Genomic DNA, 26119 nt, shown 5'->3' with positions numbered 1-26119 from the left:
TGTACGGGTGTTGGCACCTTGTGCACTTGTGTCCGCACTTCTTGTCCGAGTGTTGGCAGCGTGCGGTGCCAACACTCGTACGTAGGCTGCGGACACGAGTTGTCCACAGGTTCGCGAGTTGTCCACAGGCTGTGGACAGGGAGTGGCGTGGTGCTCCGCGGACGGTCAGCCTGGAGGAATGTCGCAGAACTGGGGAGTTCGAGGGGCCGTCTCGCGGCGGGAAGCTGCCGCCGTCATGGGTGAGCGGGCTCTGCGGACGGCCCTCGACGCCGGGACGTTGACCCAACCATGGCGAGGGGTCGTGGTGCGGACGGCCGACCTCGGTGACGTCCGCACCCGTGCCGAGGCGGCCGTGTTGTTCGTCGGTCACCCCGTGGTGATCTCGGGGCCTACGGCGCTGGCCCTGCACGGATGTGCCGCCGTGAGTGACACCGGTCCTGTCCATGTCACGGTGCCATACTCGCGGTCGGCGCGATCGCGGCGGGGGCTGGTGAGACACCAGAACCGATACGAAGCGGGCGACGTCGTCGAAATCGGAGGACTTCCCGTGTTCGCGCTGGACCTCGCCGTGTCGGAGCAGTTGTGCGACGGCGACAAGCGCGTGGCGTTCGGGTGCCTCGACGAGGTGTTGCGGCGCCACGACGACCCGGAAACGTTCCGGTCGGCCGTGAGGGAGCGCCTCGCCGCGCGTGACGACCGGCGTCACGTCGCGAGAGCTCTTGCGCTCACCGAACTCGCCACGGGACGCGCGGATTCACCACCGGAGAGTTCGTTGTTGATGATCGTGGTGGAGGCCGGGTTTCCCGTTCCGGAGGCCCAATTTCCCGTGCAGACGGTGGATGGGCGGTTGCTCTACGTACTCGACCTGGCTTGGGAGTCATGGCGGATCGCCTTGGAGTACGACGGCTACGACGCTCACGAAGGCCGGGCCGCCTACGACGCCGAGCGCGATCGGAGGCTTTCGGGCCGAGGTTGGCAGGTGATCCGGGCGAGGGCGCAGGACCTTCGTGATCCGTCGCGGGTCCTGGGTGAGCTGGAGCGGGCCTTCAACGACCGTTCCCGCTGAGCCGTGTCCGCAGGCTATGTACGGGTGTTTGTAGCCTGTGCGCTCGTGTCCGCAGGCTATGTGCGGGTGTTGGCAGTTTCGGTACGTGGGGTTGGCGTGTCCGCGCCGTAGGCTGCGGACACGCGTGCATGAAGTGCGGACACGCGTGCATGAAGTGCGGACACGCGTGCATGAAGTGCGGACACGCGTGCATGAAGTGCGGTTATGGGCCTATGCGTTTGCAGGGGCGGGTGCGTAGGTCATCGACGTAGTCGGCGGGGGCACCCGCCGCTTCGGCCGCATCGGCCAGCACCCCGAGATAGCGCGCCGAGGGCAACCCGCCCTCGTAGGCGTCGAGGACGTACAGCCAGGCCAGGGCCGATCCGTCCATGGTCTGCACCCGGAGCCTGATCTTGTTGTGCAACCCGAGTTCGCCGCCCTCCCACTGGTCGAGCCTCGACTCGTCGAGCGGTGTGACGTCGTAGAGCACGACGAAGACCCGCGATCCGGGGTCCTCGACGATGGTGGCGAGCGCGCCTTCCCAGTTCAGGTCCTCACCGCCGAAGGTGAGCCGCCAGCCTTCCAGCCAGCCGGTGCCCGCCATCGGCGAGTGCGGGGCTCGCTCCGTCATCTGGGTGGGATCCATGTTGGACCCGTACGCGGCATAGAGGGGCACGCTCCCAGGGTAGCGACCGGTGCGTCACCCGAGCGGATGCACTCCGCGTGTCCCCACATAGAGTTGGGGTGCAGTGCGGGTGTCGAGGAGGGAACGAAGTTGACCAAGATCGTGATCATGGGGGGCGGTCCGGCCGGTTACGAGGCGGCGCTGGTCGCGGCGCAACACGACGCCGATGTCACCGTGGTCGAGCGCGACGGTCTTGGCGGCGCGTGTGTGCTGTACGACTGCGTTCCCTCGAAGACGTTCATCGCCTCGTCCGGCGCGAGGGCGAGCCTGAAGGGCTTCTCCGAGCTGGGTATCAAGGCCGATCCGGCAGGCATAGACCTGCCGACCGTGCACGGCAGGGTGCGTGGGCTGGCGCTCGCGCAGTCGGCCGACATCAGGGCGCGCGTGCAGCGGGAAGGCGTGCGCGTGATCAACGGCACAGCCCGGTTCCGGGACACCGAGCCCGGGCTCGCGACCCACAAGGTCGGGGTGACCCGCCAGGACGGCGAGGAGGAGGAGGTCTTCGAAGCCGACGTGGTGCTCGTGGCCACGGGTGCGACGCCAAGGGTGCTGCCCGGCGCCGTGCCGGACGGTGAGCGGATCCTGGACTGGCGGCAGCTCTACAGCCTGCCCACGCTGCCGGAGCACCTCGCCGTCGTCGGATCGGGCGTGACGGGCGCGGAGTTCGCCTCCGCCTACACCGAGATGGGCGTCAAGGTCACGGTGGTGTCGAGCCGTGATCGGGTGCTGCCACACGAGGACGCCGACGCGGCGGCGGTGCTGGAGGAGGTGTTCTCCAGGCGGGGCACCACGGTGGTGAAGCACGCGAGGGCCGATCGCGTCGAGCGCACGGCCGACGGTGTGATCGTCCACCTCACCGACGGCAGGCAGATCGAGGCCAGCCACGCGCTCATGACCGTGGGTTCCGTGCCCAACACCTCCGACATCGGCCTCGAACGGGTCGGTATCGAGCCCGGCCCCGGCGGCTTCATCACCGTGGACCGCGTGTCGCGCACGAGCGCTCCCGGCGTGTACGCGGCCGGTGACTGCACGGGCGTGCTCATGCTGGCCTCGGTGGCGAGCATGCAGGGACGTATCGCGATGTGGCACGCCCTCGGCGAAGGCGTGGCGCCGATCCGGCTCCGCACGGTGGCCGCCAACGTGTTCACCCACCCCGAGATCGCCACGGTGGGGGTGAGCCAGCAGGCCATCGACGCGGGCGAGGTACCCGCCCGGACGATCATGTTGCCGCTGTCCACGAACGCCCGCGCCAAGATGGAGGGTGTCCGCCACGGTTTCGTGAAGCTGTTCTGCCGTCCCGCGACCGGTGTCGTCGTCGGCGGTGTCGTCGTGGGGCCGAGCGCGAGCGAGCTGATCCTGCCCATCGCGCTGGCCGTGCAGAACCAGCTCACGGTGGACAACCTGGCGCTGACCTTCTCGGTCTACCCCTCGCTGTCCGGGTCGATCACCGAGGCGGGCCGCCAGTTGATGCGTCACGACGACCTCGACTGACGGCCTCGACCGGCGGCCTCGACCGGCGACCAGGACCGACGGCCGAGGGGCCGCCACCCGTCGTGGCCGTTTTGCGACCTTCGGGGTGGCCTCCCATGCTGGAAGGCACGGTGACGGCGTCACGCTGTCGCCGGACAGCCGCCAGCTCAGTGAGGAGCAAAAGCGATGGTCGTCCGCGACACGCCGTACCCCGAGGGAACCCCGTGCTGGGTTGATCTCATGGTGCCCGACCCCCGCATGGCCATGGATTTCTACGGTGCTCTGTTCGGCTGGGACTTCGCCGACCAGGGGGACGAGGCAGGCAACTATCTGATGTGCTCGGTGGACGGGCGCGTGGTGGCCGGGATCGGAGGGACCGCGCCCGGCTCACCGGCACCGCCGGTCTGGACCACCTATCTCGCCACCGCCGATGTGGACGCCACGGCCTCACGCGTCGTCGAGGCGGGCGGACGGCTGATGGCCGAACCCATGGACGTGATGACCGAGGGCCGGATGGCCATCGCAGCCGACCCGGCAGGCGCGGTGTTCGGCTTGTGGCAGGCAGGAAACACCATCGGAGCGCAGCTCACCGGCGCGCCATCGGCGCTGATCTGGAACGAGTGCATGACGCGCGACTTCGAGCAGGCCAAGGAGTTCTACCGGCGCGTGTTCGGCTACACCGTGCAGGACCTCGATGAAGAGGACTTCACCTACGCCACGTTGGTGGTCGGCGACCGCATCGTCGGCGGAGTGGGCCTTCTTCCCGAAGGCACACCGGAGGACGTGCCACCGCATTGGATGTCGTACTTCGGTGTGTCCGACCCGGACGCGACGGTGAACAGGGTCGCCGAGCTCGGCGGCACGGTGACCTCGCCGCCCACCGACAGCCCGTACGGGCGGATGGCCGCCGTCGCCGACAACCAAGGCGTGGCCTTCTCGGTGATCACGGTGGTCGCCGAGCCGGACAGCGAACAGTGAGAAGCAGCGAACAGTGAGAAGCAGCGAACAGTGAGAAGCCGGGCAGGGAGTGTCCCCGCCCGGCTTCCCAGCTGACTGGCAGCCGATTGTCAGCCGCCGTCCTCGACCCAGTCGAAGGTCCTGGTGACAGCCTTCTTCCAGTTGCGGTACTCCCGTTCGCGCCGGGCCTCGTCCATGCTCGGTTCCCAGCGCTTGTCCTCGGCCCAGTTGGTGCGGATGTCGTCCTCGCTCTCCCAGAACCCGACGGCGAGCCCGGCGGCGTAGGCGGCTCCGAGCGCGGTGGTCTCGTTGACCTTCGGCCGGATCACCGAGACGCCGAGGATGTCGGCCTGGAATTGCATGAGCAGGTCGTTGACGACCATGCCGCCGTCCACCTTGAGGCTCTTCAGCGGAACGCCCGAGTCGGCGTTCATCGCGTCGATCACCTCGCGGCTCTGGAACGCCGTCGCTTCGAGCACGGCACGGGCGAGGTGTCCCTTGTTGACATACCGGGTGAGGCCGACGATCGCGCCCCGTGCGTCGGAACGCCAGTACGGCGCGAACAGGCCGGAGAACGCGGGCACGAAGTACGCTCCGCCGTTGTCCTCCACGGTGCGGGCGTGTTCCTCGATCTCGGCGGCCGAACCGATCATCTTGAGGTTGTCGCGCAACCACTGCACCAGTGATCCGGTGACGGCGATGGAGCCTTCCAGCGCGTACACGGTGTCGTTCGAGCCGATCTTGTAGCAGACGGTGGTGAGCAGACCGTTCTGCGACATGACCTTGTCGGTGCCCGTGTTGAGCAGCACGAAGTTGCCGGTGCCGTAGGTGTTCTTGGCCTCGCCGACGGCAAGACATGCCTGCCCGAACGTGGCCGCCTGCTGGTCGCCGAGGATGCCCGCGATCGGCACGCCGCCGAGCGCGCCCCGCTCGCGGGTGGTGCCGTACGTCTCGGACGACGACCGGATCTCGGGCAGCATGGACATCGGAATGCCCATGTCGGCGGCGATGCTCTCGTCCCAGGCGAGCGTGTCGAGATCCATCAGCAGCGTGCGCGACGCGTTGGTGGGATCGGTGACGTGGATGCCGCCGTTCACGCCGCCGGTCATGTTCCACAACACCCAGGTGTCCATGTTGCCGAACAGCAGATCGCCGTTCTCCGCGCGCTCGCGCGCACCCTCCACGTTGTCCAGAATCCACTTGATCTTCGGGCCGGAGAAGTACGTGGCCAGCGGCAACCCGGTGCGGTCGCGGTAGCGTTCCTGCCCGCCGCCGAGCGCGCCGAGTTCGCCGATGATGCGGTCGGTTCGGGTGTCCTGCCAGACGATGGCGTTGTAGACGGGTTTACCGGTCTTACGGTCCCACACCAGCGTGGTCTCGCGCTGGTTGGTGATGCCGACGGCGGTGATGTCGGCCGCGGTGAGATCCGCGTTGGCGAGCGCGCCAGCCGCGGTGGCCCTGGTGTTGGCCCAGATCTCCTCCGCGTCGTGCTCGACCCAGCCTGCCTTGGGAAAGATCTGCTTGTGTTCCCGCTGGTCCGATGCCACGACCTGTCCTGAGTGGTCGAAAATCATCGTGCGCGTGGACGTGGTGCCCTGGTCGATCGCGGCGACGTACGAAGCCATCAGTGTCCTTTCCTCGGGGTTCCCGCCGGTCACTCGGTGGACTTGCGGGTTTCGGTCTCGTCGGTGGGCTCGGGAACCCGGCCGGGCGGGGGCGCCTCGACCACACCGGGGAGCATCTCCCTCGCCTTGAGGACCTGGCCGATGAACAGGTCGTAGACGAGGATGCCGACGACACCGCCGATGAGCGGGCCCGCGATCGGAATCCACCAGTAGTTGCTGAACCACTCCCCGTTGCCCGGCAGCGCGGCCTCGCCCCATCCCGCGAAGTAGGCCAGCAGGCGGGGACCGAAGTCACGAGCCGGGTTGATGGCGTAACCGGCGTTGGTGCCGAAACTCAACCCGATGGCGGTGACGACGAATCCGATGACCCACGGTGCGAAGTTGCTTTGTGGCGCCTGGTTACGGCTGTCGATGAGGGACGCGATGGCCAGAACCAGGATGGCCGTACCGACGATCTGGTCGAACAACGGACCCCAGACCCCACCTCCGAAGTACTCGGCGGGGAAGGTCGCGAAGATGGAGAAACTCGGTACCGACTCGGCTCTGTCCGCGAAGCCCTCCGCCGCGTTGAACGCGTTGATCGCATCCGCGTACACCCAGTACACGACGGCCGCACCCGCGAAGGCGCCGACGACCTGTGCGATCCAGTACGGCACCACTTTCACCCAGGGGAACTGCCGCCGCACCGCGAACGCCAGCGTCACCGCGGGGTTGATGTGGGCACCACTGACCCCGCCCGCCACGTACACGGCGAACGTGACGGCGAGCCCCCATCCGAATGCGATGATCAACCAGTTTCCCGGACCGAAGGCGTCCATCTGCCGTCCTGATCCGGGTAGACCGGCGAGCGCCACGGCGACCGAACCTGTGCCGAGCAGAATCAGCACCGCCGTGCCGAGGAACTCGGCCAGCAACTCCCCGCCGGTACTCGATCGGAGTCTGGCCAAGCTGCTGGTCTGGTGACGGGTGTCCTTCACACTCATGCCACACACCTCCGCCTTCAGCCGGGACGTCGTTATCCCTGCCCTCATCGTGCTCCGCCGACACCGACCAAACAACATCTGAACGGCGCAGCCTTCCCGAAGCTGATTGCCCCTGATTGCCCACAGCGGAACGTGGGAAGCTCAATAAAGGGCCGTAGGGTGCCAGGAATCCGACGGTGAGGCCATGACGAGGAGGCGAGTGTGACTGTGTCGTTGGGACCGGCTGACCGCGAGGAGTCATGGCAGCGACTGGGCAGCGAGAGTTTCGACCTCGTCGTCGTGGGTGGAGGTGTCGTCGGTGTCGGCACCGCCCTCGACGCGGCCACACGGGGTCTGCGGGTCGCGCTCGTGGAGGCGCGGGATCTGGCTTCGGGGACGTCGAGCCGGTCGAGCAAGCTGTTCCACGGTGGACTCCGCTACCTCGAACAACTCGAGTTCGGACTGGTGCGGGAAGCGCTCCGGGAGCGGGAGCTGATGCTCACGACGATCGCGCCGCACCTGGTGAAGCCGGTCAGTTTCCTCTACCCGCTGACGCATCGGGTGTGGGAGCGCCCGTACACGGCGGCCGGTCTGCTGCTCTACGACACGATGGGCGGCGCCCGTTCCGTTCCGGGGCAGAAGCACCTGACGAGGGCGGGGGCGTTGCGGATGGTGCCCGCGTTGAAACGTGGCGCTCTCATCGGCGGCATCCGGTACTACGACGCGTCCGCCGACGACGCGCGGCACACGATGATGGTGGCGCGCACCGCCGCGCACTACGGGGCAGTGGTCCGGACCTCTACCCAGGTCGTGGAGTTCCTCCGCGAGGCCGACCGCGTTTCCGGGGTCAGGGTGCGTGACGTAGAGGACGGCAGGGAGACCGACGTGCGGGCGTCGGTTGTGGTCAACTGCACGGGAGTGTGGACGGACGAACTCCAGCACCTCGCGGGGAGCAGGGGGCGGTTCCGGGTCAGGGCAAGCAAGGGTGTGCACATCGTGGTGCCGAGGGATCGGATCGTGTCGGAGACCGGTCTGATCCTGCGGACGGAGAAGTCGGTGCTGTTCGTCATCCCGTGGCGCAGCAACCACTGGATCGTGGGCACCACCGACACCGACTGGAACCTCGACCTCGCGCACCCCGCCGCGACGAAGAGCGACATCGACTACATCCTGTCCCATGTGAACGAGGTGCTCGCGACCCCGCTGACGCACGACGACATCGAAGGGGTCTACGCGGGACTGCGGCCGCTGCTGGCCGGGGAGAGCGAGGAGACGTCCAAACTGTCGCGGGAGCACGCCGTGGCGAGGGTCGCTCCTGGGCTGGTCGCCATCGCGGGCGGCAAGTACACCACCTACCGCGTCATGGCCGCCGACGCGGTGGACATGGCGTCGGCCGACCTGCCGGGTCGCGCCAGGTCGTCCATCACGGACAAGGTGCCGCTGCTGGGCGCTGACGGCTACCACGCGCTGGTGAACCAGGCCGACCAGCTCGCGGCCCGGCACGGTCTGCACCCCTACCGCATCCGGCATCTGCTCGACCGCTACGGGTCACTGGTCGGTGAGGTGCTCGCCGAGGCCGACGGCAAACCGGAGCTGCTGAAGCCGATCGACGCGGCGCCCGACTACCTGCGGGTGGAGGCCGTGTACGCGGCGAGTCACGAGGGGGCACTACACCTGGAGGACGTGCTCGCCAGGCGCACCCGCATCTCGATCGAGTACCCGCACCGGGGCGTGGACTGCGCGGAGCAGGTGGCCGACCTCGTGGGTGACGTGCTCGGCTGGTCCGCCGAGACCAAGGCGAGGGAGGTCGAGGTGTACCGCGCGCGGGTCACCGCGGAACGCGAGTCGCAGACGGAGGACAACGACGAGGGCGCCGACGCGCGAAGGCTGGCCGCACCCGAGGCCAGGGCCGGGCTGGCCGACCTCGCGGCGAGCTGAGCCGGAGCCTTCTCAGCCGGTGAGCCGAGCGAGGTCGCAGGCGAGGAGGCATGATCCAACGCGAAGTCACCTCGTCCACCGAACGCGCGGATGAGAAGGCACGACCTGGCCGGGGCGAGTTGAGGGCTTCACGCGGCGGTGTGAGGCCCTCATTCACGATCTAGGTGGCTCTCACGGCGTGCCCGCGCGGCGGTGCCAGCGCAGGTCGCGGCCCTGCTTTCCCGCCCTCGTGAAACCGCAGCGCTGCGCCACCGCGCGGGAGGCGTCGTTGTCCGGATCGTGGTTGTAGCCGATCTCCCGCAACCCCAGCGCGCCGAAACCGAACCGCACGACCGTGTCCACGGCGGTCGTCGCGATGCCTCTCCCCCGAGCTGAAGGGGCGATCCACACGGCTATCTCCGCGTTGCCGCCGCCGTGATCGAGGTTTTTGAGTCCCACTTCGCCGAGCAGGTCGCCCGTGGTGGGCTCGGCGATGGCCCACGAGTAGCGCCGGTCACAGTGCCACTCCTCGGCGCGGCGCCGCACGTAGTCGCCTGCGGCGTCGAGGGTGTCGATGGTGTAGTCCGGCACGAACCGTCGCATGAGCGGGTCGGCGAACGCCGCCACGAGCGCGGGCCGATCGTCCATGAGCCGATCCGCCCTGAACTGGCGCAGGTAGTACCCGCCCGCGTTGATCTCGACCGGCTCCATGCCCGGGAGTGTAGGCCCGTCACCGCCCGGAGTGTCCGGTGTCCCTGAGGTGAGGTGCTCTGATGATGCCCCGCTCCGTGGCCACGGCCACCGCGGCGGTACGGGAGCCGACGCCGAGTTTGCCGTAGATGTGGGCGAGGTGGGATTTGACGGTCGCCTCGGTGAGGAACAGCTTGCGGCTGATGAGCTGGTTGGACAGGCCGAGTGCGACGAGGCTCAGCACCTCGGTCTCGCGTGGCGAGAGCCTGGTCGGTGTGCGCATGCGGTCGAGCAGCCGTCCCGCGACGGCGGGGGACAGGGGTGCTCTGCCGACGGCCGCCGAGCGCACGGCCGAGGCCAGTTCGTCGGGCGGGGTGTCCTTGAGCAGGTATCCGGCCGCGCCCGCGTCGAGGGCGGCGAGGATGTCGGCGTCGGTGTCGTAGGTGGTGAGCACCACGACGTGTGGCGGGTCGGGGCGGCTCCGGATGGCCGACGTCGCGTCGATGCCGCTGGTGCCTGCCCCGAACCGCAGATCCATCAGCACGACATCGACATCGATCTCCGCGCAGCGCTGGACGGCCTCCTCGGCGGTGGCGGCCTCGTCCACGATCACGAAACCGGGTTCCGTCTCCAGCACGGCCCGCAGCCCGGCCCTGACCACGGGGTGGTCGTCGGCGAGAAGTATCCGGATCATCCCGCCACCGCCTCGACGCCGTCCGCGTTGCCCCGGCACGGCAGTGTCACGGCCACAGCGGTGCCCCGGCCGGGAGCCGACTCGACAACGAGGTCACCGCCTGCGGCGCGGGCTCGCGCGCGCATGGCCGCGAGCCCGTAGCCCGCGCCGTCCTGCCGGACGCCGGGCGCGGGCTGCGCGCCGGGATCGAAGCCGACACCGTCGTCAACCACGTCGAGCGCCACCTCCGTGTCCATGTAGCTCAGGGTTACCTCCGCCGTTCCCGCCTCGGCGTGCCGCACGACGTTGGCGAGCGCGGACTGTGCCACCCGCCACAGGGTCGTCTCGGCCGTCGTGGGCAGGGGAAACGGTGTGCCGCTGACGTGCAGGTTCACGAGAAGACCGCTTTCGTCGGCCGTGGTGGCGCACAGCGTGTCCAGCGCGTCGGGGAGGCTTCGCCCTTCGAGGATCGGCGGGCTCCAGTCGCGCACGAACCGGCGGGCCTCCGCGAGGTTGTCCGCCGCGGCCTGCCTCGCGCGTTCGATGTGCCCCGCCGCGCCCGGCGCCCCGGTCGCGAGCGACCGCTGGGCCGCTCGCAGCAGGAGCTGGATGCTCGAAAGGCCCTGGGCCACGGTGTCGTGGATCTCCCTCGCGAGCCGTTCCCGCTCGGCGAGCACTCCCGCGCTGCGTTCGGCCGCCGCGAGTTCGGCTCGCGTGGCGGTCAGCTCGTCGAGCAGGCGCCGTCGCCGTTCGCTCTCGCGGTGCAACGCCTGGTAGCCCAGCACCCCGATGACCGACACCGTGGCGCCGAGCAAAGGCCCGAGGATCATCCCCGAGGTCAGCGCGTGCTGGTGCCAGCCGAAGCCGCCGATCGCCAGCGCCGTGGTGAGCGCGACAGTCGCCACGCCCCAGTGAGCAGGCAGCAGGGAGAGCTGGAGCACGAAGAGGGGAAACGCCACCCAGATGGCGTCCGGGGTGAGGATCAGCAGGGCGAGCCACACGACGCCGAGCGCGGCGAGCCACGTCACGGCGCCCCGCCGCGACGTCACATCCAGCGGCCGGAGTCCGGCCGCCGCGTACACGGCGGCGAAGACCGCGCACACCGCGACGACGGCAGCACCGTTGACTCCTGTGGTCACGGCCCGCACGCAGGCCAGCACGAGAAGCACGGCCACGAGCGAGTGCAGGAAGCCGCGCACCACGGTCAGTGAGGAGAAATCGGAGAGAGGTCGCACCGCGTTCCAGCCTATGCGCGCGTCGAGGGGACCGGCATCGTCGGAAAGGTGGAGGTGGATCTCCGTCCTGATGCCGATGCCGGGGCACGCGGGCGCGGGAAGGCTGGACAGCGGCGGAGCACCGGCGCGGGTTCGGTGCCGCCTGAGAAGGAGGACCTCTCGTGTTCGTCGCGTGGCGCGATCTCCGGTTCGCCCGTGGGCGGTTCGCGCTCGTCGGCACCGTGCTCGTGTTGATCACTGTGCTGGTCGGCCTGCTGTCCGGGTTGACGGCCGGTCTCGGAAAGGAGAACACCTCCGCCATCACGGGGCTGCCCGCCGACCACCTCGCCTTCGCGGCCCCGCTGCCCGGCGAGGACGTGTCGTTCACCGACTCCCGGCTCGAACAGGACGTGTGGCGGCAGTGGGAGGAGCGGCCCGGGGTCGTGGCAGCCGAACCGGTGTCGATCGGTATGGCCAGGGCCACGTCGTCGCGGGCCGTGAGTGTGGCCGTGTTCGGCGTCGAGCCCGGCTCAGGGGTGGCGAGTGCCGTCGGAGGAGTGGAGCCGGGCAGCGTGGTGCTGTCGGAGAGCGCCGCCGAGGAACTGGGCGCTGCCAAGGGAACCACGGTGACACTGGCCGACCGGGAGCTGACCGTCCGCGCCATCACCGGTGACGCCTCGTACAGCCACACCCCCGTGGTGTGGACGGTGCTGGACGGCGACGCCGCGACGGTCGTGGCACTGACCACCGAGGACGGCGCCGATCTGGCAGGAGGTGACCGTGCGCTCGGCACGACCACGCTGCCGAGGGACGAAGCCGTGTCGGCCATCGCGTCGTACCAGGCCGAGAACGGCTCGTTGCAGGTGATGCGCGGCTTCCTGTTCGGGATCTCCGCACTCGTCGTCGGCGCGTTCTTCACCGTGTGGACGATGCAGCGCCGCAGCGATGTGGCGGTGTTGAAGGCTCTCGGCGCGTCGAACGGCTACCTGCTGAGGGACGCGCTGGGGCAGGCGCTCGTGGTGCTCGTGGCCGGCACGGCCGTCGGCACGGCCATCACGGTGCTCCTGGGCGCTGCCCTGGCGGACACCGTGCCGTTCGTGCTCGATCCCGTCACCGTCGGCGTTCCTTCGTTGATCATGATCGGGCTCGGGCTCGTCGGTGCGGCGCTGTCGTTGCGCCACGTCACGTCCGTTGACCCGCTGACCGCCCTTGGAGGGGCACGATGAGCTTGACCTTGACCGGGGTGACCCTCACCTACCCCGACGGCGAATCCAGGGTGACCGCGCTGGACGACGTGTCGCTGAGCGTGGAGCCGGGCACGGTGACCGCCGTGGTGGGCCCTTCCGGCTCCGGCAAGTCGAGTCTGCTCGCCGTCGCCGCGACGCTCGTGCGTCCCGATCGGGGACAGGTGGTGGTCGGCGGCGTCGATACGGGTGGCCTTCGCGAATCCGAGCGGGCCCGGCTGCGTCGCCGCCATGTGGGTGTGGTGTTCCAGCAGTCCCACCTGCTGCCGTCGTTGACGGTGGCCGAGCAGCTCCGGGTGATGGCGCACCTCGACGGGCGCCCGCGTCGCGTCGCGCGGGAACGGGCCGACGAGCTGATCGAGTCCGTCGGGCTCTCCGCACTCGCCGGGCGAAGGCCGCACCAGCTCTCCGGAGGGCAGCGGCAGCGGGTCAACATCGCCAGGGCACTGGTCAACGAGCCCTCGGTGGTGCTCGCCGACGAGCCGACGAGCGCACTCGACCGGCACGGAGGCGAGGCCATCGTCGATCTGCTCGTGAACCTGACCCGCGATCGGGGCACGGCCACGCTCGTCGTCACGCACGACCACCGGCACCTCGATCGCGTCGATGCCGTGGTGGAGGTGGTGGACGGCAGGTTGTCCGCCCACCAGCACAGTCGTGCCGGGGTGCTCGGCGTTCAGTGACGCTGGCGGGCGAGCGAACCCGCCAGCAGCGCCACCACGATCGGCAGCACGAACACGAAGATCCCGAACCGGCCCAGCGTGAAGAACAGCACGACCGCCAGCACCGTCGCGGCGGGAACCGCCACAGCGGCGAGGCGGCGACCCAGTGACGGCACGGGAACGGCCGCGGGAACCCGCTCCACGGTGCCTGCGGGGCCGAGCACCTCGGGACGGGGGTCGGGAAGGTCGGCGAAGACGGCCGCGAGATCACCCCGCGTCTTGGCCGAGGTGACCGAGGCGGAGCGCTCGTCGTACTCGGGGAGGTCGAGCCGACCCGTGCGGACGTGCTCGGCGAGCGCGTCGAGGGCTTGGGTCCTCTCGGCGTCGCTGAGGCGGAAGTTCGGTCGGTCAACGGCCACGCCACGATGGTAGGTCGGCGAGTCACCCCACCACCACGAACCGCGCGTGGCGTGATCGTTACGTCACAGAGGTCAGTCCTTCAGTTCGAACAGGACCGAGCCCTGCCCGACCGACTCGCCGACCTCGACGGCGAGCCCGGACACGGTGCCCGACTTGTGTGCCGTGACCGGGTTCTCCATCTTCATGGCCTCCAGCACGACCACGAGTTCCCCGGCCTCGACCTGCTGGCCTTCCGTGACGGCGACCTTGACGATGGTGCCCTGCATCGGGGCTGTGACCGCGTCACCGCTGGCGACGGCCTTGGTTCCGCCGCCTCGCTTGCGGGGTTTGGCCTTCGCCGACCCCGAGGGGTTGCCGCCGCCGAGCGTGAGATCACCGGGCAGCGACACCTCCAGCCGCTTCCCGCCGACCTCCACGACGACGTTGCGGCGGGGCGCTGTGTTGTCGCCGTTGTCGCCGGTGTCGGAGCCCTCGCCCTCGGGGGCCGTGAACGGCTCGATGGTGTTGTCGAACTCGGTCTCGATCCAGCGCGTGTGCACGGAGAACCCGTTCTCGTCGCCGACGAAAGCCGGGTCACGCACCACCGCGCGGTGGAACGGCAGCACGGTGGCCATTCCCTCGACGACCATCTCGCCGAGCGCCCGTCGCGCGCGCTCGACCGCCTGCTTTCTGTCCGCTCCCGTGACGATCACCTTGGCGAGCATCGAGTCGAACTGACCGCCGATGACACTGCCCGTCTCGACACCCGAATCGACGCGCACGCCGGGGCCCTCGGGGAACACCAGCCTGGTCACGGTGCCCGGAGCCGGCAGGAAGTTGCGGCCAGCGTCCTCACCGTTGATGCGGAACTCGATGGAGTGCCCTCGCGGCGCGGGGTCCTCCGGGAACGGCAGCGTGCCGCCCTCGGCGATGCGGAACTGCTCGCGCACCAGGTCGATGCCGGTGGTCTCCTCCGAAACGGGGTGCTCCACCTGGAGACGGGTGTTGACCTCGAGGAACGAGATCGTGCCGTCGGCACCGACGAGGTACTCGACGGTGCCCGCACCGGAGTAGCCCGCCTCGCGGCAGATGGCCTTGGCCGAGGAGTGGATGATCTCGCGCTGCTCCTCGGTGAGGAACGGCGCTGGGGCTTCCTCGACGAGTTTCTGGTGACGGCGTTGCAGCGAGCAGTCGCGGGTGCCGACCACGACGACGTTGCCGTGCTTGTCGGCCAGCACCTGCGCCTCGACGTGCCTTGGGCGGTCGAGGTAGCGCTCGACGAAGCACTCGCCGCGCCCGAACGCGGCGACGGCCTCGCGCGTCGCCGACTCGAACAGCTCGGGGATCTCCTCCTTGCTGCGGGCGACCTTCAGGCCCCTTCCGCCGCCGCCGAACGCGGCCTTGATCGCCACAGGCAGCCCGTGCTCCTCGGCGAACGCGACGATCTCGTTGGCGCCGGAGACGGGTTCCTTCGTGCCGGGAACGAGTGGCGCGCCCGCGCGCAACGCGATGTGCCGTGCGGTGACCTTGTCACCGAGATCGCGGATGGCCGAAGGGTCGGGCCCGATCCAGATCAGGCCCGCGTCGATCACAGCCTGTGCGAAGTCGGCGTTCTCGGAGAGGAAGCCGTAGCCGGGGTGCACGGAATCGGCGCCCGAACGCTTGGCGACGGCGAGCAGCTTGTCGATCACGAGGTACGTCTCGGCCGCGGTGGTTCCGTTGAGCGCGAACGCCTCGTCGGCCATGCGTACGTGCGGTGCGTCCCGGTCGGGATCGGCGTAGACGGCGACGCTGGCCAGCCCCGCGTCCCGCGCCGCCCTGATCACCCGCACCGCGATCTCCCCGCGATTGGCGATGAGCACTTTCCGCACGGTGGCTGGTTCCGGCACGCTTACCTCCTCGTTAGCTGCTCACGCGAGAGTCTACGGACGCCGCCCGTCTCACGAGACGAGAGAAGGGTCACCCCGCGTGAGGGGTGCGTCGCCGTTCCCGCTGGTGGGCGCGTCGAGGTTCGGACAAGCCGGATCGGCCGTTCATTACCCTCGTCGCGAATCGTCGGGAGGTGATCGGTCGTGACGACGGGTGCGGTGCCGCCCCCGCGTGTGCTGGTCACCGTGGCCGTGGCACTGGCCGCCGCGCTCGGCGCGCAGGTGGCCGCCGCGTTGTGGGGTTCGACAGCGCCCGATCCCGTTCCGGTCCAGCCGGTCCGCTCCGCCGACGACGTGGGGTGCGGTGCGGAGCCGTGCAGGGTGCTCGTGTCCACCGTGGTGAACGGGATGCCGGTGGAACTCCTCGCCGACAGGGATGGCGACAACGGGCGGCTGCGGGCAGGGCCGCCTTCGGGCGGGAGCGCCACCGTGACGGAGCTGAGCGCCCGCGGGGTGCGCCTGCACCACAACTCGTTGCGCTGCTCCCAGAGCGCCGCACCCGTGTGCCTCGTGCGCGGTTCGCTCGACGGCGGTGTGGTGGGGGAGGTGCACGCCTGGCGCGGCGACGCCTGGCACGCCGTCGGCGGAGCCCTGTTCGCCGACGCGGTGGTGCTCGACGACGTGGTGCTCGACGACGTGGTGGATGGCAGCGGTGCTGACGGTGCTGACGGTGCTGATCACGACCTGCGGGCCGCCGACGTGCCCGAGGTCGTTCTGGTGCACCAGGCGTGCGCCGATCCCGTGGGGCGCTCCGTGAACGCAGGCTGCTCCGACCCCGGAGTGGTGGCCGAGGTGGTGCGGCTTGGCGGCGAGCGGGTCGGCTGCACCCGGGTCGAGTCCTCGCCGGACGATCTGCGTGGCTGGCCCGAGGTGGACGTCAGAGACACCGACCTGACCGAGTGTCCCGGCGTGCTGCCCCCACGGTGACATTCGCCGGGGCCGCCGGGGTCACGACGTGGCGCGATCGCCCCACAGCGAGACGACACCGACGCCGACCTCGGCGAGCAACCGGCGGGTGAGCGGGAGGCTGATGCCGACGACGCTGGACGGATCACCGTCCACGCCCTCGACGAACCAGCCGCCCAGCCCGTCGAGCGTGAACGCCCCCGCCACGGCGAGCGGTTCGCCTGTGGCGAGGTAGGCGTCGAGTTCCTCGCCGCTCGGCGTGGAGAACCGCACGGTGGTGACGCGGGTTCCCTCCGCGCGGGCCACCACGGCGCCGTCGCGGAGCCGGACGACGGCGTGCCCGGTGAGCAGCTCCCCCTCGCCGCCTGCCATGTCCTTCCAGCGCGTGCGGGCGACCTCGGCCGTTCCGGGCTTGCCGACGACCTGCCCTGCGATGGACAGCATGGAGTCGCAACCCACCACGATGATGTCGGCGATGTCGTCGATGTCGGCGATGTCGTCGGCGCCGGTGCGGGTGTCGGTGTTGTCCGTGTTGTCCGGGATGTTCGTGGTGTTCGTGGTGTTCGTGGCTGCGGCTGCGAACCGGGAGGCGACCTCGTCGGCCTTGGCCCTGGCGAGGGTGGTCACGAGTTCGGTGGGGGTGGGGTCGGTCAGTGTCGCGACGAGCGCGTCCTCATCGACACCGGAGACCACGACATCGGGTTCGACCCCCGCCGCGCGGAGCACGGCGAGCCGGGCAGGGGACGCGGAAGCCAGCACCAAACGCACCCCGCAAGGTTAGGCCGTGCTTCCCGTCTCCCGCGTACCGGCTCGCACGGAAAAGACCTGCCGGACGCGCAAGACCGCCTGCCGGGTTCGTCCGCGCGAGACGTGGCTCCAGCGATCCGGCGATCCGGCCTGCGACACGGCGGAAGCGGATTCCCGGCGAGGCCGCGCGGGCCGGACGCTCAGACCGGGTAGGCCGACGACCGCCATCCCACGGGCCCCGGCCTCGCAGGCAGCCGCAACCGCGACGCGGGATCGGCCCAGCGCGAGGGCGTCCTTTCCGGCTCGGGAGTGGCGGAGGCCGCCGAGGCGAGTGCCGCGACGACGGCGGTGAGCGCGGCCAGCTCCGCGTCGTCGGGGGAGCCCTTCACGACGCGCAGCAGCGGACTCGCGGCGTCCTCGGTCGGCTGGGTCGCCTCGGTAGCCTCGGTAGCCATCGCGCACCTCTCGGTGGTCACAGGGGGGTCACAAAGGGGGTCACAAGGGAAACGTCACAGCGGGATGTTGCCGTGCTTCTTGGGCGGCAGCGTCTCGCGCTTGTCGCGCAGCATCCGCAGCGCCCTCGCGACGTGGCCCCGCGTATGGGACGGCGGGATGACGCTGTCCACGTACCCGCGCTCGGCGGCGACGTACGGGTTGCACAGCGTGTCCTCGTACTCCTGGATCAGCCGTTGCCGCAGCGCCTCGACGTCCTCACCCGCTTCGGCCGCCTCCGCGAGCCGCTTGCGGTGCACGATGTTGGCCGCGCCCTGCGCGCCCATCACCGCGATCTGCGCCGTCGGCCACGCGATGTTGACGTCCGCGCCGAGGTGCTTGGAACCCATCACGTCGTACGCGCCGCCGTAGGCCTTGCGCGTGATCACGGTGACCAGTGGAACGGTGGCCTCGGCGTAGGCGAAGATCAGCTTCGCACCCCTGCGGATGATGCCGTTCCATTCCTGGTCCGTCCCGGGCAGGAAGCCAGGCACGTCCACGAACGTCAGCACCGGGATGTTGAAGGCGTCGCAGGTGCGCACGAACCGCGCGGCCTTCTCCGACGCGTCGATGTCGAGGCAGCCGGCGAACTGGGTCGGCTGGTTGGCCACCACCCCGACGCTGCGCCCTTCGACCCTGCCGAAACCGACGATCACATTGGGCGCGAACAGCTCGTGGACCTCGCAGAACTCGCCGTCGTCAACGACACGGGAGATGACCTCGTGCATGTCGTACGGCTGGTTGGCGGAGTCGGGGATCAGCGTGTCGAGTTCGCGATCGGAGTCGGTGACGCCGTCGGCGATCGAACCCTCGCCGGACTCGGGCGCGTCGAAGACCGGCGGCTCCGAGAGGTTGTTGGACGGCAGGAACGACAGCAGCTCCTTGACGTAGGAGACGGCGTCGTCCTCGTCCGTGGCGAGATAGTGGGCGTTGCCCGACTTGGTGTTGTGGGTCCGGCCGCCGCCGAGGTCCTCCAGCGTCACCTCCTCGCCCGTCACCGTCCTGATGACGTCGGGGCCGGTGATGAACATCTGCGACGTCTTGTCCACCATCACCACGAAGTCGGTGAGCGCGGGCGAGTACACGTGGCCGCCCGCGTTGGCTCCCATGATCAGTGAGATCTGCGGGATGACCCCGGACGCGTGCGTGTTGCGGCGGAAGATCTCGGCGTAGAGGCCGAGCGAGACCACGCCCTCCTGGATGCGCGCGCCGCCGCCCTCGTTGATACCGATGATCGGCCGTCCCGTCTTCATGGCGAGATCCATGACCTTGACGATCTTCTCGCCGTAGACCTCGCCGAGCGAGCCGCCGAACACGGTCACGTCCTGGCTGAACACGCAGACACCGCGGCCGTCGATGGTGCCGTACCCGGTGACGACGCCGTCGCCGTAAGGGCGGTTGCGGTCCTGCCCGAAGTTGGTGGAGCGGTGCCGGGCGAGCGCGTCGAGTTCCACGAACGAGCCCGGGTCGAGCAGCAGGTCGATGCGCTCGCGGGCGGTTTTCTTGCCTTTGGCGTGCTGACGTTCGACGGCCCGCGCCGAGCCCGCGTGGACGGCCTCCGAGTCGCGGCGGTACAGGTCGGCGAGCTTGCCCGCCGTGGTGTGGATGTCCGGCTCGTCTGCCGGTGGCGTCCCGAGTGGCTCCGTCGCGCTGCTCATGCTGCGGAGCTTAATCAGCGATAGGGCACGGAAGCGTGCCGCGTTGGGAATCTCACCGGGCGTGCCATCGCCGGGTCGGGCTCCTGTCTAGGGTGGAGGGTGTGACAGCGTCGCGACACCTCGACGTGAGCAGGCTGCGCTCACAGTTGCTCGCACCGGTCGGCCCCTACGCCGCGATCGACGTCGTCGAGAGGACCGGATCGACGAACGCCGATCTGCGGGCGGCGGTGGCCGAGGGCGCTCCCGACCGAACCGTGCTAATCGCCGAGGAGCAGACGGCCGGAGCAGGCCGCAGGGGGCGGGGCTGGGTGTCGCCTTCCGGCAAGGGCGTGTACCTGAGCGTGTTGCTGCGACCCGCCGAGGTGCCCATGGCCGCTCTGGGTTCACTCGCGGCCGTCGCGGGGCTCGCGCTGACCGACGTCACGGACGCTCTCGGCGTTGACGCGGTGCTCAAGTGGCCCAACGACGTCCTCGCCGGCCCGGAGCGCGCCAAGTGCGCCGGGGTGCTCGCCGAGGCCGTGTCCTCCGACGAACAGGCCGTGGTGCTGGGAATCGGGGTGAACGTGCTGCCGCTGCGGGACAGCCGCACGGGGCAGACCGTGCGGCCGGGGCCCGGCGGGTTGCCTGCCACCTCGCTCGCCGAGCAGCGGGCCCGCACCACCGACCGCACCGACGTGGCCGCCTTGCTGCTGGCCGCGCTGCACGAGCGGGAGTTGCCGTGGCGGCAGGCGCGCGGTGACCTCGCGGCCGCCGGTCTGCTCGACGAGTACCGCGAGCGCTGCGCCACTCTCGGGCAGCGGATCCGGCTCGAAGTGGCCGGTGCGCAGTCGCGGCTCGGCACGGCCGTTGACGTCGATCCGGCGGGTGCGCTCGTGGTCGATGAGGAGGGCAAGGGGCGGCGCACGGTGTTCGCCGCCGATGTGATCCACCTGAGGTCGCTTCCGGGCTAGCCCCCGTGCGACACGGCCACGTGGGCCTCGCCGTGGACGGGCGTGGAATGCCGTCGTACGCGGTACGGTGAGGCCTGCGGCCAAGCACAAATGGTGGGGGTGTCCGAGGTGGCCTATCCCGACAGTCTGCTCAGCGAGGGCGAGCACGTCGTGGCGCACAAGCATCCACATTTCAAGATGCTCGTCTTCCCCGTGTTCGTGCTGCTGGTGACCGTGGTGGCGGGGGTCTGGCTCGCCATGAAGGCCGGTGAACTGGAACCGCCGTGGGACATGGTCGCTACCATCGTCGTCGCCTCGGTCGGTGGCATCCTCGTGATCTGGCTGGTGCTCACCCCGTTCGTCCGGTGGCGAACCACCCATTTCGTCGTCACCACGGACAGGGTCATCGTGCGGGAAGGCGTGATCAGGCGCACCGGCATCGACATCCCGATGCAGCGCATCCATAGCGTGCGGTTCGAGCACGGACTCGTTGACCGCATCTTCGGTTGCGGCACGCTGATCATCGAGTCGGCGTCGGACGAGCCGCTGACCTTCGACGACATCCCCCAGGTCGAGCGCATGCACACCTACATCTACCGTCAGGTCAACGACAACCCCTACGACGATCATCAACCGCGTGACGAGCACGACGATGCTGGTCACGAACCCGGACGGCAGGAGCGTTATGGGCGTGCGTGAACTCGGCCTTCCCGAACGACTCGGCACCGACGGTTCGTTGCCGTCGCGCGTGACGATCTGGGAGGTCGGCCCCCGCGACGGACTTCAGAATGAGGCGAACGTCGTGCCCGTCGAGGTGAAGCTGGAATTCCTCGACCGGCTCGCGCTCGCGGGGCTCACCACGCTGGAGGCCACGAGTTTCGTGCACCCGAAGTGGGTGCCACAGCTCGCCGACGCCGAGGAGTTGCTGTCCCGGCTCTCGCCGCGCGACGGCGTTCGCTACCCGGTGCTCGTGCCCAACGCGCGCGGGTTGAGCCGCGCGCTCGCGGCGGGGGTGAGCCACATCGCCGTGTTCGCCAGCGCCACGGAGACCTTCGCCCAGCGCAACCTGAACTCCGGCCTCGACGCCCAGTTCGCCATGTTCGAGCCGGTGATCGGCCAGGCGCGAGAGGCGGGCCTCGACGTCAGGGGTTACGTGTCGATGTGTTTCGGCGACCCGTGGGAGGGCGCCGTGCCTGCCGAACAGGTGCTGGCCGTGGGCAAGCGCCTGCTCGACGCGGGGTGCTCGCAGCTGTCGCTCGGCGACACCATCGGCGTCGCCACGGCCGCGAGCGTCGAGCACGTGATCGACACCTTCACGGCCGCAGGGGTCGCGGTCGGCGACCTCGCCGTGCATTTCCACGACACCTACGGGCAGGCGCTCGCCAACACCCTCGCCGCGCTGCGGAAGGGCGTGACCACGGTGGATTCCTCCGCCGGTGGCCTCGGCGGCTGCCCCTACGCGGAGTCGGCCACCGGCAACCTCGCCACCGAGGACCTCGTGTGGCTGCTCGACGGGCTCGGCATCGAGCATGGTGTCGATCTCGACGCGCTCGTCGAGACCAGCGTGTGGATGTCGAAGCAACTGGGCAGGCCGAGCCCGTCGAGGGTCGTGCGGGCCCTCGCGGGATAGGGCGTGACCCGGTCGTCAAGCCGTCCACGACGGATGCCGATGGGGTACGGGAACCGATCGGGCGGACCACGCGTCCAAGACGGGGCCACTGTCGTCATCAAGAGCCGTCATCAGTGACCCTTCGACGTCGGGGGAGAGGCCGTGACCGAGCACCGGGCGCAGGTGGAGGAGTTGCTCGCCGACTACCGCCGCAGCAGGGACCAGCTCGCCGACGTGCACAGGCGCCTCGCCCGCGTCAGCGCGTCGGCGCAGAGCGCGGACGGGCTGGTGACGGCCACGGTCGGTGCGCGCGGCGAACTGACCGACCTGGTGATCGACGCCGAGGCGTACACGCGGTACCGGCCTTCGGAGCTGGCCGCGCATATCGTGCGCGCGGCCAGGGAGGCGGGTGCTGAGGCGTTCTGCGGCGCGGAGGAGATCATGGCTCCCGCGCTCGGAAGGGTGGCCGAGCCGGGATCGGTGCTGTCGGGCACAGCCGACCTGACCGAGGACGAACTCGCGGTCCAGCCGCTCGACGACTCCGACGACACGTTCGAGGATCAGAACTGGCTCGACGACAGCGAATGGTCCAAGGCCCGATGAGCGCGCCGGGCGGGTTCGAGGTCGATCCCAGCAGGCTGAGAGCGGGTGCTGGCGAACTGGCGGCGCTGGCGGAGCGGGCGCGTGCCGTCGCGAGCGAACTCGCCGAGGCGCTTCAGGCCGTGCCCCGGCCGTGGGGCGGTGATGCCGTGGGGGAGAGTTTCGCGGCCACGCACGTCGAGGCGGCCGATCACGCGCTGCGGCAGGTGAACGGCGTGGCAGGGGCGTTCGAGGAGTTCGGCACCGCGCTGGCCGAGGCGGCGACGGCGTACCTCACCGCCGACGCCGACGCCGCGAACGCGGTCAACGCCACCGACGAGCCGGATCGCGCGGGGTAGGTGCCTGCCATGGGTGTGGAACTGCCTGCCGAACTCGCCGGGATCGCGGACGCGACCGGGGTGAGCTGGCCCGAAGCCGACGAGGACGCGTTGCGCGAGCAGGCGGAGGCGTGGCGGAAAGCGGCACGAGAGCTGACCTCGCTCGCCGGTGAGGCGGACACGTGTGCGGAGAGGGCCCTCGCGGCGATGTCCGGCCCCGCTGCCGAGACCGCGAGGCAGCGGTGGGCCACCCTCGCGGACCCCGACTCGGGGTCGCTCGCGGAGGCCGCTCGGAACGCCACGCTGGCCGCCGACCGGCTCGACAACGCGGCCGAGCAGGTGGGCAGGGCGAAGGTGGAGATCGTGCGGAGACTCGTGGACGCGGCGACGACAAGGAACGCCGCGCTCGTGGCCGCCGACGCAGGACATCCTTCGGCACTGCTCGCGGTGGACACGGTGCTGCGCGGCGCGGCGGGTGATCTCGGGATGGTGACCAGGGACCTCGTCGAGGCGGTGTCGTCTTCGGCCGCTCCGGTGGAGGGCGTCACGCGTCACGCCGAGCAGGCCGGGCAGCCTGGAGGTGTTGCCGGTGCCGTGGCCGGAGCGGTGGGTGACGCAGCAGGTGCCGCCGGGGCTGTGCGGGAGATGACCGGCGCGGGGCAGGGGGAGGACGCCGGTCTCGCCGGGGCTGTGCGGGAGATGACCGGCGCGGGTCCGGTGAAGGACGGCGGTCTCGCCGGGGTTCCGGCCGAGCCCGGTTTCACCGAGCAGGCGGAGGACACCGGCCTCGCCGGGCTTCCGGAGTCGATCATCGCCGAGCGGCTCGACCCGGCCGACGAGCCACTGCTTCCGGATTCGGGCGAGGAAACGCACGGCGGCATCCCGCCGCTCGACGACGACGCCGCCGAGGACACCGGCCCGATCGCGATCGCGCAGTTGCCCACACCACCGAGCGGGCAGTTCGTGCCCGGCATCGGTGCCGATGCCCCAACCCCGCCCAGCGGTACAGTCCTGCGTCCGCCCGATGCGGGCGGCCAGCCTCCCTTCGCGGGTCCACAGGCTGGACACGTGGGGCAGGTCGGGCACACGCACTTGTCCGGCCTCGCGCCGTCGGCCCTGCCGAGCGCCGTCCCGCCTCCTGCCGCCTACCAGCATCCTCCTGTGGCCCCCACCGTGGTCCCCAACATGCCGCAGTACGGGGCGCCGCCGCAGTGGGGCGGCTACGGGGCGCAGGTCCAGCCTCCGATGTACGCGCCGGGCGGGCAGCAAGCGCAGTTCGGTGCGGTGCCGCAGGGCGTCCCGCCCCAGGCTCCGGGGGCGCAGGCTCCGCCGCAGGGCAGGGCGGTCCAGTGGAACGCACCGAATCCCGCCGCGCCGCACGGGCAACAGGGCCCAGCGCCTCAAGCCCCGGCAGCGCAGCATCCCCAGCCGGTGCAGCAGCCGCCGGGACAACCGCAGCCCCGACAACCGCAGCCCGGACAGCAGTCTCCGCACCAGCAGGCTCCGGCTCCACCGCCTGCCCCGCCGCGTCCCCAGCCGCCCGCGCCGCATCCGGGTGCCTCGGCCGTCGCGGTGGGTGCGCCCCGGCAGGAACGGGAGAGCGTCGTCGCTCTCTTCGTGGTCCACATGTTTCCCATCGGGCACCTGCCGGTCGCCTCCGACACCCCGGCGAGGCAGTTGCCCGCGCCCGAGGAGGAGGCGGACTTCGGCGTCGCACGATTCCCTCCTCACGATCACCCGGATTCTGGCCTGCTCGACGTCGAGCCCGCACTGTCCGCTCTGCGTGGTGGCGGCAGGCGTCCCGCGCCCCCACCGGCCGAGGTGCTGCCCGGTGTGCCCGCCGAGGTGATCGAGGGGCATGATCCGCTCGGGGAGGTTTCCGAACTGGAGTGGGATCGTCGTTACCTCGTGCGCGACGGCGAGCGGCCCGAGTTCGCGTGGCCGCCGCCCGAGCGGTTTCCCGAGGGCTGTCACGAACCGGGCGAGCCGGTGCTGCTGGAGGAGGGAGAGGTGCTGGACCGGTTCGGTTCGGCACACGGCCGCGTGTTCGCCGCCGACGGCACACGATTCGCGCAGCGTTCGTTGCCGCCGTGGCATCTCGGCAGCGGATACCGCCGGTACCGGGTGGTCAGGCAGGTGCCCGCGTGGAAAGCGGTGTCGGCGCCGTGGTTCGGTCAACCCGGTGGCGGTGTGCGCTACCGGACGGTGTATTCGGCGGCCGAGCTTGTGGTGCTCGGCCATCTGGCGGACATCACGTTCGAGGAGAGGGCATGAACTTCGAGTCGATCAAGCGTTGGCTGGACGCCGTCGGCGTGCCGGGCGAAGTCGTCTCGATCGGCAGTGAGACCGACAACGCGTGGTGCCTGCTCCGCACCGAGGAGGAAGGACTCGACGGCGAGGTCGCCTGGGAGGTTTTCTGGCGGGAGCAGGGCAACCGCTACGACTGGGCCCGGTTCTCCAACGAGCAGGTCGCGTGCCACTACCTGTTCGGAAGGCTCGCGTGGGCGCAGGTGGCACGGGGAGCGGTCGGCGTGCTGCCGTGAGCGTGTGCCGCGCGCTCGCGATGCGGGACCGTCAGCCCCGTCAGCCCTCGCCTCCTCCGCTCGCCACGATCTCCAGCGCACGGTCGTGCAGCAGGCCGTTGGTGGAGAGTGCCGAGCCGCCGTCGATGCCGCCACGTCCCGCGAGGTCGCTGAACCGGCCACCGGCCTCGGTGACGAGCACGCGCAACGGCGCCACGTCCCACGGGTTCACGATGGGTTCGGCGGCGATGTCGAGCGCGCCCTCGGCCACGAGGCAGTGCTGCCAGAAGTCGCCGAACGCGCGGCTTTCCCAGCAGGCGTCCACGAGCCGCAGGTAGGCATCGCGGGAGTGGTGTTCGACCCAGGAGCCGAGGTCGGTGGTGGAGACCGTCGCGTCGTCCAGCGCCGCGACCTTCGACACGGAGATCCGGTGCTCGCCTGCCGAGTCCCGCAGCCACGCGCCCTCACCGGACGCCGCCCACCAGCGCCTGCCGAGCAGCGGCGCGCTCACCACGCCCACGACGGGAACACCGTCCTCGACGAGCGCGATCAGCGTGGCCCACACCGGCACGCCACGCAGGAAGTTCTTGGTGCCGTCGATGGGATCGATCACCCACACCCGGCCGGGCGCGGTCGCCGAACCGCCGCGTTCCTCACCGGCGACGGCGTCGCCGGGGCGTTCGAGGGCGAGCAGGTCGCGTACCGCGTCCTCGACGGCCGTATCGGCGTCCGTCACGGGCGTGCGGTCGGGCTTTCGATCCACCCCGAGATCGAGTGCGCGGAAGCGCGCCGTGGTGATCGCGTCGGCCGCGTCCGCGAGCCGCTTGGCCAAGACCAGGTCAACGGAGTATCCCAACACGGTCACGAT

Annotated in this window: 26 protein-coding genes; 14 read left to right on the top strand and 12 right to left on the bottom strand. The window is 70.2% G+C overall.

What is annotated here, in order from left to right; all coding sequences use genetic code 11:
• Positions 1-178: 178 nt before the first annotated feature.
• Positions 179-1066: a DUF559 domain-containing protein gene (locus SACXIDRAFT_RS06940; RefSeq protein ID WP_040922075.1), complete on the top strand. Its 888-nt coding sequence runs from the start codon at positions 179-181 to the stop codon at positions 1064-1066.
• Between the two features lie 202 nt (positions 1067-1268).
• Here SACXIDRAFT_RS06940 and SACXIDRAFT_RS06935 read toward each other — a convergent pair whose 3' ends face one another.
• Positions 1269-1721, bottom strand: a complete 453-nt coding sequence (locus SACXIDRAFT_RS06935; protein WP_006237811.1) for a gamma-glutamylcyclotransferase — start codon at positions 1719-1721, stop codon at positions 1269-1271.
• 99 nt (positions 1722-1820) lie between these two features.
• Here SACXIDRAFT_RS06935 and SACXIDRAFT_RS06930 point away from each other — a divergent pair, with 99 nt between their 5' ends.
• Entirely contained in the window at positions 1821-3221 is a 1401-nt protein-coding gene (locus SACXIDRAFT_RS06930; RefSeq protein WP_006237810.1) for an NAD(P)H-quinone dehydrogenase, read from the top strand.
• A gap of 165 nt (positions 3222-3386) precedes the next feature.
• Positions 3387-4178 carry a VOC family protein gene (locus tag SACXIDRAFT_RS06925; protein ID WP_006237809.1) on the top strand — a complete coding sequence of 264 codons (792 nt, stop codon included), beginning with the start codon at positions 3387-3389 and terminating at the stop codon, positions 4176-4178.
• Positions 4179-4267: 89 nt separating this feature from the next.
• Here SACXIDRAFT_RS06925 and glpK read toward each other — a convergent pair whose 3' ends face one another.
• Positions 4268-5782 (bottom strand): glycerol kinase GlpK, encoded by a 1515-nt coding sequence (gene glpK / locus SACXIDRAFT_RS06920; protein ID WP_006237808.1) that lies wholly within the window; start codon positions 5780-5782, stop codon positions 4268-4270.
• 29 nt (positions 5783-5811) lie between these two features.
• Complete coding sequence (locus tag SACXIDRAFT_RS06915; protein ID WP_006237807.1) at positions 5812-6765, bottom strand: MIP/aquaporin family protein; 954 nt, start codon at positions 6763-6765, stop codon at positions 5812-5814.
• A gap of 201 nt (positions 6766-6966) precedes the next feature.
• On the opposite strand from SACXIDRAFT_RS06915, the gene glpD reads away from it, so the two are divergent.
• Positions 6967-8682 (top strand): glycerol-3-phosphate dehydrogenase, encoded by a 1716-nt coding sequence (gene glpD / locus SACXIDRAFT_RS06910; RefSeq protein ID WP_006237806.1) that lies wholly within the window; start codon positions 6967-6969, stop codon positions 8680-8682.
• 171 nt (positions 8683-8853) lie between these two features.
• Here the strand turns inward: glpD and SACXIDRAFT_RS06905 are convergent, their stop codons facing one another.
• Genes SACXIDRAFT_RS06905 through SACXIDRAFT_RS06895 form a run of 3 tightly spaced genes read right to left on the bottom strand, consistent with a single transcriptional unit; the run spans position 8854 to position 11259 of the window.
• The gene (locus tag SACXIDRAFT_RS06905) at positions 8854-9372 is read right to left on the bottom strand and encodes a GNAT family N-acetyltransferase (RefSeq protein ID WP_006237805.1); all 519 of its coding nucleotides are present in this window, start codon (positions 9370-9372) and stop codon (positions 8854-8856) included.
• Between the two features lie 19 nt (positions 9373-9391).
• On the bottom strand, positions 9392-10045 hold the full coding sequence (locus SACXIDRAFT_RS06900) for a response regulator (RefSeq protein ID WP_006237804.1): 654 nt from the start codon (positions 10043-10045) through the stop codon (positions 9392-9394).
• Positions 10042-11259 carry a sensor histidine kinase gene (locus tag SACXIDRAFT_RS06895; RefSeq protein WP_006237803.1) on the bottom strand — a complete coding sequence of 406 codons (1218 nt, stop codon included), beginning with the start codon at positions 11257-11259 and terminating at the stop codon, positions 10042-10044. Before SACXIDRAFT_RS06895 ends, SACXIDRAFT_RS06900 begins: the two co-directional genes overlap by 4 nt.
• Before the next feature lie 161 nt (positions 11260-11420).
• Between SACXIDRAFT_RS06895 and SACXIDRAFT_RS06890 the strand changes: the two genes are divergently transcribed.
• Positions 11421-12464: an ABC transporter permease gene (locus SACXIDRAFT_RS06890; RefSeq protein ID WP_006237802.1), complete on the top strand. Its 1044-nt coding sequence runs from the start codon at positions 11421-11423 to the stop codon at positions 12462-12464.
• Positions 12461-13165 (top strand): ABC transporter ATP-binding protein, encoded by a 705-nt coding sequence (locus SACXIDRAFT_RS06885; RefSeq protein WP_006237801.1) that lies wholly within the window; start codon positions 12461-12463, stop codon positions 13163-13165. Before SACXIDRAFT_RS06890 ends, SACXIDRAFT_RS06885 begins: the two co-directional genes overlap by 4 nt.
• On the opposite strand, the gene SACXIDRAFT_RS06880 is transcribed toward SACXIDRAFT_RS06885, so the two are convergent.
• Positions 13159-13563: a DUF1707 SHOCT-like domain-containing protein gene (locus SACXIDRAFT_RS06880; RefSeq protein WP_006237800.1), complete on the bottom strand. Its 405-nt coding sequence runs from the start codon at positions 13561-13563 to the stop codon at positions 13159-13161. The two genes, SACXIDRAFT_RS06885 and SACXIDRAFT_RS06880, sit on opposite strands and share 7 nt — an antisense overlap.
• Positions 13564-13635: 72 nt before the next feature.
• Entirely contained in the window at positions 13636-15432 is a 1797-nt protein-coding gene (locus tag SACXIDRAFT_RS06875) for an acetyl/propionyl/methylcrotonyl-CoA carboxylase subunit alpha (protein ID WP_006237799.1), read from the bottom strand.
• A 183-nt stretch (positions 15433-15615) separates the two neighbouring features.
• On the opposite strand from SACXIDRAFT_RS06875, the gene SACXIDRAFT_RS06870 reads away from it, so the two are divergent.
• Entirely contained in the window at positions 15616-16398 is a 783-nt protein-coding gene (locus SACXIDRAFT_RS06870; protein WP_006237798.1) for a hypothetical protein, read from the top strand.
• Between the two features lie 21 nt (positions 16399-16419).
• On the opposite strand, the gene SACXIDRAFT_RS06865 is transcribed toward SACXIDRAFT_RS06870, so the two are convergent.
• The 3 genes from SACXIDRAFT_RS06865 to SACXIDRAFT_RS06855 form a co-directional block, all read right to left on the bottom strand.
• A complete protein-coding gene (locus tag SACXIDRAFT_RS06865) occupies positions 16420-17145 on the bottom strand; it encodes a Maf family protein (protein WP_006237797.1) in 726 nt (241 codons plus the stop codon).
• A gap of 179 nt (positions 17146-17324) precedes the next feature.
• Entirely contained in the window at positions 17325-17579 is a 255-nt protein-coding gene (locus SACXIDRAFT_RS06860) for an acyl-CoA carboxylase subunit epsilon (protein ID WP_006237796.1), read from the bottom strand.
• A gap of 54 nt (positions 17580-17633) precedes the next feature.
• Entirely contained in the window at positions 17634-19274 is a 1641-nt protein-coding gene (locus SACXIDRAFT_RS06855) for an acyl-CoA carboxylase subunit beta (RefSeq protein ID WP_006237795.1), read from the bottom strand.
• Between the two features lie 101 nt (positions 19275-19375).
• Between SACXIDRAFT_RS06855 and SACXIDRAFT_RS06850 the strand changes: the two genes are divergently transcribed.
• The 7 genes from SACXIDRAFT_RS06850 (at position 19376) to SACXIDRAFT_RS06820 (ending at position 25272) form a co-directional block, all read left to right on the top strand.
• Entirely contained in the window at positions 19376-20224 is an 849-nt protein-coding gene (locus SACXIDRAFT_RS06850) for a biotin--[acetyl-CoA-carboxylase] ligase (RefSeq protein WP_040922518.1), read from the top strand.
• 90 nt (positions 20225-20314) lie between these two features.
• The gene (locus SACXIDRAFT_RS06845) at positions 20315-20902 is read left to right on the top strand and encodes a PH domain-containing protein (protein WP_006237793.1); all 588 of its coding nucleotides are present in this window, start codon (positions 20315-20317) and stop codon (positions 20900-20902) included.
• The gene (locus tag SACXIDRAFT_RS06840; protein WP_006237792.1) at positions 20889-21833 is read left to right on the top strand and encodes a hydroxymethylglutaryl-CoA lyase; all 945 of its coding nucleotides are present in this window, start codon (positions 20889-20891) and stop codon (positions 21831-21833) included. Before SACXIDRAFT_RS06845 ends, SACXIDRAFT_RS06840 begins: the two co-directional genes overlap by 14 nt.
• 141 nt (positions 21834-21974) lie before the next feature.
• Positions 21975-22415 (top strand): YbaB/EbfC family nucleoid-associated protein, encoded by a 441-nt coding sequence (locus SACXIDRAFT_RS06835; protein ID WP_006237791.1) that lies wholly within the window; start codon positions 21975-21977, stop codon positions 22413-22415.
• Complete coding sequence (locus SACXIDRAFT_RS06830; RefSeq protein WP_006237790.1) at positions 22412-22750, top strand: PE domain-containing protein; 339 nt, start codon at positions 22412-22414, stop codon at positions 22748-22750. Before SACXIDRAFT_RS06835 ends, SACXIDRAFT_RS06830 begins: the two co-directional genes overlap by 4 nt.
• 9 nt (positions 22751-22759) lie before the next feature.
• Positions 22760-25003, top strand: coding sequence for a glycohydrolase toxin TNT-related protein (locus tag SACXIDRAFT_RS06825; RefSeq protein WP_006237789.1), 2244 nt, complete (start codon positions 22760-22762; stop codon positions 25001-25003).
• Positions 25000-25272, top strand: coding sequence for a hypothetical protein (locus SACXIDRAFT_RS06820; protein WP_006237788.1), 273 nt, complete (start codon positions 25000-25002; stop codon positions 25270-25272). The genes SACXIDRAFT_RS06825 and SACXIDRAFT_RS06820 overlap by 4 nt, the downstream gene beginning before the upstream one ends.
• Positions 25273-25312: 40 nt before the next feature.
• Here the strand turns inward: SACXIDRAFT_RS06820 and hisN are convergent, their stop codons facing one another.
• Positions 25313-26116: a histidinol-phosphatase gene (gene hisN, locus SACXIDRAFT_RS06815; protein ID WP_006237787.1), complete on the bottom strand. Its 804-nt coding sequence runs from the start codon at positions 26114-26116 to the stop codon at positions 25313-25315.
• Between the last annotated feature and the right edge of the window lie 3 nt (positions 26117-26119).

Origin of the sequence: Saccharomonospora xinjiangensis XJ-54 (assembly GCF_000258175.1) — a bacterium.
Classification (GTDB): Bacteria; Actinomycetota; Actinomycetes; order Mycobacteriales; family Pseudonocardiaceae; genus Saccharomonospora; species Saccharomonospora xinjiangensis.
This window is presented reverse-complemented; position numbering and strand designations above follow the sequence as displayed.

What these genes read in the sequence shown, in the direction of transcription:
- SACXIDRAFT_RS06830 (WP_006237790.1), top strand. Translation starts at nt 22,412, where the DNA reads ATGAGCGCGCCGGGCGGGTTCGAGGTCGATCCCAGCAGGCTGAGAGCG.
- SACXIDRAFT_RS06905 (WP_006237805.1), bottom strand. Translation starts at nt 9,372, where the DNA reads ATGGAGCCGGTCGAGATCAACGCGGGCGGGTACTACCTGCGCCAGTTC.
- SACXIDRAFT_RS06860 (WP_006237796.1), bottom strand. Translation starts at nt 17,579, where the DNA reads ATGGCTACCGAGGCTACCGAGGCGACCCAGCCGACCGAGGACGCCGCG.
- glpK (WP_006237808.1), bottom strand. Translation starts at nt 5,782, where the DNA reads ATGGCTTCGTACGTCGCCGCGATCGACCAGGGCACCACGTCCACGCGC.
- SACXIDRAFT_RS06855 (WP_006237795.1), bottom strand. Translation starts at nt 19,274, where the DNA reads ATGAGCAGCGCGACGGAGCCACTCGGGACGCCACCGGCAGACGAGCCG.
- SACXIDRAFT_RS06900 (WP_006237804.1), bottom strand. Translation starts at nt 10,045, where the DNA reads ATGATCCGGATACTTCTCGCCGACGACCACCCCGTGGTCAGGGCCGGG.
- SACXIDRAFT_RS06925 (WP_006237809.1), top strand. Translation starts at nt 3,387, where the DNA reads ATGGTCGTCCGCGACACGCCGTACCCCGAGGGAACCCCGTGCTGGGTT.
- SACXIDRAFT_RS06845 (WP_006237793.1), top strand. Translation starts at nt 20,315, where the DNA reads ATGGTGGGGGTGTCCGAGGTGGCCTATCCCGACAGTCTGCTCAGCGAG.
- SACXIDRAFT_RS06820 (WP_006237788.1), top strand. Translation starts at nt 25,000, where the DNA reads ATGAACTTCGAGTCGATCAAGCGTTGGCTGGACGCCGTCGGCGTGCCG.
- SACXIDRAFT_RS06915 (WP_006237807.1), bottom strand. Translation starts at nt 6,765, where the DNA reads ATGAGTGTGAAGGACACCCGTCACCAGACCAGCAGCTTGGCCAGACTC.
- SACXIDRAFT_RS06940 (WP_040922075.1), top strand. Translation starts at nt 179, where the DNA reads ATGTCGCAGAACTGGGGAGTTCGAGGGGCCGTCTCGCGGCGGGAAGCT.
- SACXIDRAFT_RS06840 (WP_006237792.1), top strand. Translation starts at nt 20,889, where the DNA reads ATGGGCGTGCGTGAACTCGGCCTTCCCGAACGACTCGGCACCGACGGT.
- SACXIDRAFT_RS06825 (WP_006237789.1), top strand. Translation starts at nt 22,760, where the DNA reads ATGGGTGTGGAACTGCCTGCCGAACTCGCCGGGATCGCGGACGCGACC.
- SACXIDRAFT_RS06885 (WP_006237801.1), top strand. Translation starts at nt 12,461, where the DNA reads ATGAGCTTGACCTTGACCGGGGTGACCCTCACCTACCCCGACGGCGAA.